Here is a 10,317-nt window from a genome sequence, read left to right as displayed (position 1 = left end):
GTACGTACGAGGGCGGGCTCGACGGACCCGCCGAGCTGTCCCGCACGGCGGCGGCGGAGGCCCGCGCCCTGCTGGCCGCCGGCCGCACCGGAACCGTCGACGTCTCGACGGCCGGCCGGCACTGCGAGCCGGACCGCACCCTGCTCGTCGAGTCGAGCGTGCCGCCGCCCCGCATGATCGTCTTCGGCGCGGTGGACTTCGCGTCGGCCCTCGTGCGTACGGGCAAATTCCTCGGCTATCACGTGACCGTGTGCGACGCCCGGCCCGTCTTCGCCACCCGCGTCCGCTTCCCCGAGGCCGACGACATCGTGGTCGAGTGGCCGCACCACTACCTCGGACGCACCGCGACCGACAGCCGCACGGTCCTGTGCGTCCTGACCCACGACGCCAAGTTCGACGTGCCCCTGCTGGAGGCGGCCCTGCGGCTGCCGGTCGCCTTCGTCGGCGCGATGGGCTCCCGCCGCACCCACGAGGACCGCAACCGCCGGCTCCGCGAGGTCGGCGTCACCGAAACCGAACTCGCCCGCCTCCACTCCCCGATCGGCCTCGACCTCGGCGCCCGCACGCCGGAGGAGACCGCCCTCTCCATCGCCGCCGAGATCGTCGCGGCCAGGGAGGGGGGCACGGGCCGCCCGCTGACAGGGGCGGGGGTGCCGATTCACCGCGCTGCGGGGAGTGGTCGGGGCAGCGACGCGGACCGGGCCGGGTCCGGCGCGGTGGGTGCGCACGCGGCGGCTTGAGGGCCGGGGCCCTGTCCGACGGCCTGCGCCTCCGGGCGGTGGGGCGGGGGCGGAGTGGCCGGTCTTCCCAGGGGGCACGGCAGGAGTCAGGCTGATCCCCATGGGTTTTGACGCAGCAGCCATACGTGCCATGTATCCCGCCCTGCGCGACGGATACGCCTACCTCGACGGCGCCGCGGGCACCCAAGTGCCGACGCCCGTGATCGACGCCATCGCCGCCGCCTACCGGGCCGGCATCGGCAACGCCGGCGGGCCGTTCCCCGCCAGTCACCGCACGGAGGCGATCGTCTCCGAGGCGCGGAGCGCGGTGGCCGACCTGGTGGGCGGCGAGCCCGGCGGCGTGGTGCTCGGGCCGAACTCCACGACGGTGGTGTACCGCTTCGCGCAGACCCTCGCCGACACCTGGCGGCCCGGCGACCGGATCGTGCTCTCCCGTCTCGACCACGACGCCAACATCCGGCCCTGGGCGCAGGCCGCCGCCCGCGCGGGGGCCGAGGTGCGATGGGCCGAAGCGGACCCGGTCACCGGCGAGTTGCCGGCCGAGCAGTACGACGCGCTGCTCGACGAGCGCACCCGGCTGGTCGCCGTCACCGCCGCGAGCAACGTCATCGGCACCCGCCCCGACGTCGCCGCGATCACCGCCAAGGCGCACGCGGCCGGGGCGCTGACCTTCGTCGACGGCGTCCACGCCACGCCGCACGGCCCCGTCGACGTACGGGAGATGGGCGCGGACTTCTATATCACCAGCGCCTACAAGTGGTCCGGGCCGCACATCGGGGCCCTCGTCGCCGCGCCCGAACTGCTGGACACCCTGCGGCCCGACAAGCTGCTGCCCGCGCCCGACGGGGTGCCGGACCGTTTCGAGACCGGCACCCCGGCGTACGCGGACTTCGCCGGCCTCGCGGCGGCCGTGGACCACCTGGCCTCGCTCGCCGCGCCCGACCCGTCGCTCTCCCGCCGGGGGAAGCTGCTCGCGTCGATGGCGGCGGTGGAGCGCTACGAGCACGAGCTGTTCGGCACCCTGCTGCACGGCCTGGAGGAGCTGCCTTACGTCACCCTGTACGGCAAGCCCGCCCACCGCACCGCCACCGCCTTCTTCCGAGTGGCGGGCCGCACCCCGCGCGAGGTCGCCGAACCCCTCGCGTACCGGCGCGTGAACGTATGGCACGGCCACAACTACGCCTGGGAACTGACCGGCGCCCTCGGCCTGCGCGACAGCGGCGGCGCGGTCCGCGCGGGTCTCGTCCACTACAACGACCGCTCGGACGTGGACCGGCTGCTCACCGCCGTCGCCGAACTCGGCGCGGGCGAGGGCTGAGGGGCAGGGGCCGTCCGGCATTCCGTAGGGAAGATCGCCGGGTTACGGTGATCATCCCTGGCGGAGGCCGGAGCACCAGCGGCCGCGACAGCCCATACAGGAGAGACGCATGACTCTTCCCCCGGTCGCACCCGAGACGTTCGACCAGTTCCTCGCCCGGCTCGAAGAAGGCCACGCGGCCGGCTCGTACGACGGTGCTCCGGCGCCCTGGTTCGCGCAGATCGTCGGTGCGCTCTTCGACGGCCAGGACGCCGCCGCGGCCACCGGGTGGGCCCGGCGCATACACGGCGAACTCGTGCGCCTCGGCGGGGGCGTGCCCTTCTCCGTGGTCCACGACTGGCACGCGGGCACCGTCGCGCCGCTGCTGGCGGAGGCCGCTGTGCGGCGCGGCGACGACGCCGGGGCCCAGGAGGCGGTGCGGGCGCTGCACGTACGGGCGGCGGCCGGGGAGCGGGTCGGGGCGGACGAATGGGAGGCGGCGCTCGGCGCGGCGCTGGCGGAGGTGTACCGGCACGCGTACGCCTACGACGAGGCGTTCGCCACGGCTTCCGCCGACGCCCACGCCTACGCGATGGCGAACGACTACGGCGAGCGGAAGGCCGCCGAGTTCGCCGACGGCTACGCCAAACTCAGCACCGACGCCAACGCCCGTTCCTACGCCGCCGCCAACGCGCTCGCCACCGCGCGAGCCGCCGCTGCCGCGTACGCCTCGGCGGACGCCCGCGCCTACGCCGAGACCTACCCCTTCGCGTCCGTACGCGCCTACGTCCTGGCCCTCGCCGACCGGGACGGGGACGACGGCGACGCCGAGGGCCGCGACGAGCGGCGCCGGGAAGCCTGCGCGCGGTTGGCCGACGGGCTCGCCGACAGCCTGGGCCGGGCCGCCGCGGCCTGAGACGCGGGCATGAGCGTGGGCGGGCGGGCCCCGGGACTCAGGCCCGGGGCCGCGTCCCCTTGATGGCGATGCGCTGCCCGTACCGCGCGTGCGGGTAGTAGTCCCACGTCGCGTGGTGCTGCACGCAGCGGTTGTCCCAGAACACCAGAGTGTTCGGGGCCCAGCGGACCCGGCAGGACAGCATGGGGGTGCCCGCGATGTGGGCGTACAGCATGTCCAGGACCGCCCGGCTCTCGGCGCGCGTCAGCTGCGGTATGTGGGAGGTGTAGGCCCCGTTGACGAACAGCAGCTTGCGGCCGGTCTCGGGGTGGCGGGCGATCACCGGGTGTTCGTTCTTGGGCACGACGTAGTCGGCCGGCGGGGTCTCGCCCTGCCAGGGCAGCAGCCCGTCATGGACCGCCGTCAGCCCTTCCAGGAACGTCTTCATGGCCGGCGACAGCAGCTCGTAAGCCATGTGCATGTCCGCGAAGAGCGTGTCCCCGCCGCTGCCGATCTCCGGGGTGCGGGTGATGTAGAGCATCGAGCCGAGCGACGGCTCGGCGTCGGCGGTGCCGTCGGCGTGCCAGCCGTTGCCCGCCACGGCCCGCGATTCCTTGGTGGTGCTGAGTTCGAGGATGTACGGGTCCGAGTCCTCGACGGGCGCGGCCACCAGGTGCAGCTCGCCGAAGTGCCCGGCGATCCGCTTGTGGTCGTCGCCCGACATGTGCTGGTCCCGGAAGACCAGCACATGGTGCGCGAGGAAGGCCCGCTTGAGCTCGTCGACCTGCTCCTCCGTCAGCTCCTTCGACAGATCCAGACCTGAGATCTCCGCGCCGACCAGCGGCGTCAGCGCGTCGACGCCGATGGAGCCGTAGACCTCCGGCGGCCTCGTGGTGATGCGCTCGACGGCATCCAGTGCGTACTGCTCCATTTCGTCCTCCTGGGGGTGGGGGTTGCGGGGTGTCGGCCGATGACGACCGGGGCGGGGGACTCGCGTGGGGCCTACAGGCCCCGCTCCAGCAGTTCCGTCACAATCATTCGGCCGAACGCCAGATTGCCGTGGATCACGTCGTTGCTCTCGCACAGTTCGGGGCGCTGGAAACCGTCCTCGCCGGTCACGCGCGACCGCAGGTCCACGACCTCCACGCCGGTCTCGGCCAGCGCGCCGCGCACCACGTCCTGCGCCGCCCTGAAGACCACCGGGTCGGAGAAGCTCGGCACCCGCTGCGGGCCCATCACGGCCAGCACCCGCAGGCCCAGGGCGCGCGCGTGCGCGTAGAAGGCCAGCGCGTCGCGGACCGTGGCGCGGACGACGGCGTCGAACAGCGAACCGGTCAGGAAGCCGGGCGGGAATCCGCCGTCGCGGGTGCGGTAGAGGTGCCAGTTCTGGGTCGTGGCGATGAAATGGGCGCTGAAGCCGAACGTCGCCACCAGCGGGACCGTCAGCCGGTCGAGCCCCGCCGTGTTCAGCTCGGTCAGGAAGCCGCGGTAGTACGCGTCCGCCTGCGGCTTGCGGAACACGACGTCGCCCTCGCGCACGTCGAAGAAGTCGGCGTTGAAGTCGCGCCCCGCGCCGATCGGTCCGCCGCTGAACGGGATTCCGGCGTCCTTCGCGGCCCGGCCGATCGGCCCGGCGTGCGAGTCGCCCAGCAGCAGGAACCGGGCGGGGGGCGTCGTGCTAGCGGGGGTTGTAGTAGTCGAGTAGGGCGTCGTCACACCAGATGTCCTCTCCGGTGGCAGGTGCGGCGGGCTCGGCGGACGGGCCGGGCCCGGGGGCGGCTTCGGCTTCGGCCGCCGCTTCGGTCACCGCTTCGGCGGGGCGTCGGGCGAGGCCGTCGAAGAAGTGGCGCATGACGAAGGCGACGCCCTCCGGCGCGACCGTCCGCAGATTCGGCTCGAAGCATGCCGCCTTGAACGGGAAGCCCGTGACCAGCTCGTACGCGGGGAAGTAGTCGACGTGGTCCAGTTCCTGGGCCAGTTGCCCGGCCACCGCGCGCAGGACGGACTTGGAGTAGGTGGTGGCCGTGAGGACGTGGCCGCCGGTGGCCGTCGCGGTCAGCGGCACCGGCGAGACGGTCAGCAGCACCCGCAGCCGGGGGTTGGCGGCGCGGGCCAGCGCGATGGCGGCCGAGAGGTCCTCGTACACCTCGGGATAGGTGAAGTTGTGGAACCCGTACCGCTCGGCGTCGTACGTGCCGCGCACCGTGCCGGGGCAGACCGGGTGGACCGTGCCCGTGGCGCGGTCCCGCCACGCCTCGGTCAGGCCGAGAGTGAAGATCAGCACGCCCGCCCCGGCCACGGCGCCCCGTACGGCCCCGAGCGTCGCCTCGCGCGCCTCCCGCACCTCCTCGGCCGAGCCGTGGCCCGAGGGCTCGACGGCCGGGCGGAACGGGTCGTAGAAGCGGCCGTCCTCGCTCCACACCTCGTCGGGCGGCGCGCTCTCGCCATGCGCCCAGGACAGCCACTGCCGCAGCATGGCGGCGGTGTAGACGTTCCCGGTGCGGAAGGAGAACACGCCGTAGTGGCGGGCCGCCCGCTCGGCCTCGGTCAGCCCCGGCGGGGCCGGTTCGGCGTCGCGCCAGTTCATGCCGCGCTCGCGCAGCGCGCGGCCGATGTGGCGGGCGAAGCACGAACCGGCGGTGAGGACGGGCTCGTCCTGCCCGATGCCGAACTTGGGCGACCACAGACCGCCGATGTCCGTCATCTCCGGCTCGGCCACGGCGGAGCGCCAGAACGAGCGCGACGGCAGCGATTGGTAGGGGTGGCCCGTCGCGGGGTCCGGGCTCGGCCCGGTGCCGGTGGTGTCCAAGTCCGACTCCAACTCTTCGTCCTGTCGTGGGCGGTGTCAGCGCGGCGCGGGGTCCGGCAGCGACGCGGAGTTGACGGCGTCGGCCACCGACTGCACCTGAGGCGGCCGGACGATGTCGTAGTGGGTGGTGTCCAGGATGTACGAGCCCGAGGGCTCCGGCAGCAGTGCCCGCCATTGCTCCTGCTGCTCCTGCGGGGAAACCTGCGCGGGCAGACCGGCCACCGGCCGCCCGGCGAGCCACAGCCGGCTCGGCGTACGGGACAGCGGCGGCGGTTCGTGGCCCGCCATACCCGCCATATTGGCGTGGCAGCAGCGCGCCAGCCGCTCCGCGTACGCCGCCGTCTCCCGGCTCGTGGACGTTCCCGCGCCGCCGCCCTGGCCCAGCTCGTGGGCGAAGACCGCTTCGAGCCGCGACTCGTCGTACGCGGCGAAGCGCGGACCGGCGTCCGGCGGCGGCGGGTCCACCAGGTAGAGCCCGGCCGCCGGGTGACCGGCCGCCTCCGCCTCGGCCGCCATCGACTGCGCCACCCAGGCCCCGAAGGACCAGCCGCCCAGCTGCCGTCGCCACTCGTCGTGCGGGAAGCGGGCCTGGAGCGCGGCGTGGTAGCGGCGGGCCCGCTCGGCCAGCGACCAGGCGGGCGGGTCGGGGCGGAGCAGCCCGGGGTCGGCGATCAGGCAGACGGTGAGGCGCGGATCGAGGGCCGAGACGAGAGCGCGGTATGCCTGGATGTCCCCGCCGACCGGGTGGACCAGGCACAGGACGTCGCGTCCCTCGCCCTGCTGCCAGACCTCCAGCGTGACGGGGATCTCGGCAGACGGCAGGGTGGATGATTCGGCAGTCGATTCGGCAGTCGATTCGGCAGTCGATTCGGCGGGGCCCGACTCGTCGAGCCGGGCCAGCACCTCGGAGAGGCTGACCTGGTGGCTCAGCTGGGACAGCTCCAGGTCGACGCCGAAGTGCTCCTTCACCTCGCCGATCAGGTCGAGGAGGGTCAGCGAGTCGGCGCCGTGGTCGTAGAGGGAGGCGGCGGGGTCGAGTGCGTCCAGGCCCAGCCAGTCGCACAGCCGGACGGAGAGCTGATCGGCTGCCGAAGCGGGTGCGGTGTGCGCGGCTTGTATGGGGCGGGTGGTTTTGGGCGCGTCGGCCTTCGGAATGTCGGCGTCCGGTGCGTAGAAGACGCGTGCCCGCGCGATGTCGGTCGTGGAGACCAGCAACTGCGGCAGTTGCAGCTGGAGCGCCTGCGCGAACAGCCGCTGCCCCTCCTTCACCGCCAGGCCGACCGTCAGATGCGCCTGGTGGCGGGCGTCGGAGCGCAGCGCGTGCCGGGCCATGCCGACCTCGCTCCAGATGTCCCAGTCCACGCCGATCCGCACCGTGGTCTCGGACTCCTCGGCCCGGTGCTGGGCGAAGCCGTCCAGGAGGCCGCCCGCGGCGGCGTAGTCGAGCTGGCCGATCCCGCCGAACTGCGCGGCCATCGACGAGCAGTACGCGGCGAACACCGGCCGGTGACGCTCGATCAGCCGCTCCACCAGCAGGGCGCCGCGCAGCTTGCCGGCCATGGCCCGGCGCATCGCGGGGGCGTCGCGCCGGGCGATCAGATTGCCGGCCCCCGCGCCCGCGGCGTGCACGACGCCGTCGATCCGGCGGGCGTACGCGAGCCCGTCGAGCCAGTCCATGATCTCCTCGGGGGCCGCCTCGGCCAGATCGGCCTCGATCAGCTCGACGCGGTCCGCCCACGGGACGAGGCCGGCCGGCAGGTCCGGCCGCCGGGCCAGCAGGAGTACGCGGCAGTCGGACCGTTCCAGCAGCCAGGCCGCGACGCCGGCGCCGATTCCGCCCGTACCGCCCAGGATCAGATACGTGCCGCCGCTCGCGGGCAGCGCGAAGGGCGCCGTCACGGCGGGCGCGGGAACCGGCAGCAGCGCCTGGTGCCACCAGTAACCCTGGCGCAGCGCCAGGCGGCGCGGCAGCGCGGGGGCGGCGTCGGCGGCGGCGAGGAGGGACGGGAGCAGCGGGGCCCAGCCGGCCGGGTCGGCGCCGGGCAGGTCCAGCCAGCGGCCGTCGACCGCGCACTCCTGCGGCGCGACCTCGCAGACCCCGGCCAGCAGGCCCGACTCCGGGCGCTGGACGGTCCCTTCGACGGGCTGGGCGCGGTACGAGAGCCACCAGGGGCGCAGCCGGGCGGGCCACGACAGGCCGCCGACCGCCTGGAGCAGAGCGGCCGGGGTGTCCACGCAGGCCCACTGGGCTCGCGCGAGCGTGTCCTCGCCCACCGGGCCGTCGACGGCCAGCGGGAGCGCGTGCAGCCAGTCGACGCCCGCCGCGCCCGCCGCGCCCGCCTCGGACAGTTCGTCCAGGAGCTGTCGCAGCGAGTCCGGGTCGGCCGGGTCGACCTCGTAGGCGTCCTCGCCGAGCCGGGCGAACGCGTCCGCCGCGCAGACCCGCACCACCCGCTCGTACGCCGCCGCGAAGGGGCGCAGCGCGTCGGGCGGCAGCGGGTCGGCCGTCATCACCACGAGCAGGCCGGGGGCGGCGGACGCGGTCCCGGCGGTGGCGCGGCTGAGCCGTACCCAGTGCGGCTGGTGCAGCCAGTCGGCCTCGGGCAGCCGCTGGGGCGCCTCCCAGCCGCTCGCGCCGTCCGTGCCGGGGGACTTCGAGGGCGTGGCGCGTGCGAAGTCGTAGTCGGCCAGGGCGAAGGCGGGCGGCGGGAAGTCCCAGGGGGCCGAGGCGGGCCCGGCGGGCCACTGGAGCGCGGTCCCCGCGAGCCAGGCGGCGACCGCCGCCTCGGGAGTGGAGGCCTCCTCCCGCGGCGCCTGGGAGCCGGGGGTTCGAGGCGTCTCGGAAGGCGTCACGTCACCGGCGCCGACCGCGCGCAGCCAGGCCACCGCGGACGCCGCGTCGCCGCAGACGGCCGCCGCCCGCAGGCGCCGCTGTACGCGACCGGCCTGGAGGTGGCGCAACACCTGCCCGTACGCCTCGGGCCGGGCCGCCAGATAGTCGGCGATCCGCAGGGCGTCGGCGCGCAGCCCCGCCGTACTGCTGCTGGAGAGCACCAGGCACGGCCCGGCATCGGTCGGCGGCGGCGCGGATCCGGCGGCCTCCAGGACCAGATGGGCGTTGGTCCCGCCGATGCCGAAGCTGCTCACCGCCGCGACCCTGGGCCGCCCGGCGGGCCACTGCTCGGACCGTGTGGGGATCCGGAACGGGGCGAGGTCGGCGGCGAGCCGCGGATTGGGGCGGTGGAAGTCGACGTTGGGCGGGATCACTCCGTGGTGGACGGCGAGGGCGGCCCGTACGAGCCCGATCACGCCGGAGGCCGCGCCCAGGTGGCCGATCTGGCTCTTCACGGACGCCAGCGCGCAGCTCTCCGGCCCGGTCGGGCCGAACGCCTGGCGCAGCGCGCCGACCTCGACCGGGTCGCCGAGCCGGGTGCCGGTGCCGTGCGCCTCCACATAGCCGACGTCCGCGCCGCTCCGGCCGCTGCGGCGCAGCGCGGTGCGGATCGCCTCACGCTGTCCGGCGAGCGAGGGCGCGCTGTAACCGAGCTTTCCCGAACCGTCGTTGTTGAGGGCCGAGCCGGTGATCACCGCGTAGACGGTGTCGCCGTCCCGGCGTGCCAGCCGCAGCGGCTTGAGCACCACCACGCCGACGCCGCTGCCCCCGATCGTGCCGCCGGCGTCGTCGCTGAACGGGCGGCAGTGCCCGTCCTCGGAGAAGATGTGCTGCGGCCGGTACCGGTATCCGTCCCCGAGCAGCGTGTCGACGAGCACGCCCCCCGCCAGCATCACCTCGGCGTCCCCCTGCCGCAGCAGCCCGGCCGCCACGTGCACCGCCGTCAGCGAACTGGCGCAGGACGCCTGCACGGTGAGGGCCGGGCCCGTCAGATCGAGGTGGTAGGCCACCTTGGTGGTGAGGAAGTCCTTCTCGTGGTGCAGCGCGAGCTGGAATCCGTCGGGCAGCCGGTCCGGGACGGCGTCGCGGAGCATGGACTGGAAGTAGGTGTTCTCGCCGCAGCCGGCGACTATCCCGATGCGCGGGTGTTCACCGGGGGCGTCGGTGGCCCCCGCTATACCCGCATGGGCCAGTGCCTGGACGGCCGTCATCAGCAGATGGCGCTGCTGGGGGTCCATCAGCCGGGCCTCCTGGCGGCTGAGGCCGAAGTGCTCCGGGTCGAAGGAGAGCAGGCCGTTCATCCAACTGCGGGCGCCGACGAGGCCGTCGGGGGCGTCGAAGTGCTCGATGCCGCGGCCGCCGCTCTCCACCATCTCCCAGAACGAGGCCAGATCGTCGGCGCCGGGCAGCCGTACCGCCATGCCGACGACGGCCACCGGCTCATCGGCCGCTCCGGTCGCCGCGACCGTCCCGGTCGGGGCGGTGGGCGTCCGCCCGTCGAGAAAGCGCGCCAGCCGCCCGATGGTGACGTGCTCGAACAGGTCGGGGATGGAGAAGCGGAGGTCGTCCTCCGCCTGGCAGCGCAGGTGGAAGCGCATCAGGTCGAGACTGGTCGCCCCCGCGTCGAAGAAGCGTTCCTCCGGGCCGACCGGCCTGCCGACGACCGCCTCGAACAGCTCGGAC

The 10,317-nt window shown here is 74.4% G+C and carries 7 protein-coding genes; 3 read left to right on the top strand and 4 right to left on the bottom strand.

The genetic code is table 11. From position 1 onward, the window contains the following. The 3 genes from ACFU99_RS19230 to ACFU99_RS19220 form a co-directional block, all read left to right on the top strand. Window positions 1-740: XdhC family protein (locus ACFU99_RS19230; protein ID WP_384393345.1), on the top strand; the 740-nt coding region annotated here is incomplete at its 5' end. A gap of 100 nt (window positions 741-840) precedes the next feature. Continuing rightward, window positions 841-2,058 carry a cysteine desulfurase-like protein gene (locus ACFU99_RS19225; RefSeq protein ID WP_384393342.1) on the top strand — a complete coding sequence of 406 codons (1,218 nt, stop codon included), beginning with the start codon at window positions 841-843 and terminating at the stop codon, window positions 2,056-2,058. Between the two features lie 109 nt (window positions 2,059-2,167). Next, the gene (locus ACFU99_RS19220) at window positions 2,168-2,953 is read left to right on the top strand and encodes a SpcZ (protein ID WP_384393339.1); all 786 of its coding nucleotides are present in this window, start codon (window positions 2,168-2,170) and stop codon (window positions 2,951-2,953) included. A gap of 37 nt (window positions 2,954-2,990) precedes the next feature. Here ACFU99_RS19220 and ACFU99_RS19215 read toward each other — a convergent pair whose 3' ends face one another. The 4 genes from ACFU99_RS19215 to ACFU99_RS19200 form a co-directional block, all read right to left on the bottom strand. After that, window positions 2,991-3,863, bottom strand: coding sequence for a TauD/TfdA dioxygenase family protein (locus tag ACFU99_RS19215; protein ID WP_384393336.1), 873 nt, complete (start codon window positions 3,861-3,863; stop codon window positions 2,991-2,993). A gap of 71 nt (window positions 3,864-3,934) precedes the next feature. Beyond that, window positions 3,935-4,648, bottom strand: a complete 714-nt coding sequence (locus ACFU99_RS19210; RefSeq protein WP_384393334.1) for a hypothetical protein — start codon at window positions 4,646-4,648, stop codon at window positions 3,935-3,937. Continuing rightward, entirely contained in the window at window positions 4,611-5,741 is a 1,131-nt protein-coding gene (locus ACFU99_RS19205) for a GSCFA domain-containing protein (protein ID WP_384393331.1), read from the bottom strand. Before ACFU99_RS19205 ends, ACFU99_RS19210 begins: the two co-directional genes overlap by 38 nt. A 36-nt stretch (window positions 5,742-5,777) precedes the next feature. After that, window positions 5,778-10,317 (bottom strand): beta-ketoacyl synthase N-terminal-like domain-containing protein (locus tag ACFU99_RS19200; protein ID WP_384393328.1); only part of this gene is annotated, 4,540 nt, incomplete at its 5' end.

Origin of the sequence: Streptomyces sp. NPDC057654 (assembly GCF_042800135.1) — a bacterium.
Lineage (GTDB): Bacteria > Actinomycetota > Actinomycetes > Streptomycetales > Streptomycetaceae > Streptomyces.
Note: the sequence above shows the minus strand (reverse complement) of the source record. Positions and strands in the feature narration are given on the sequence as shown.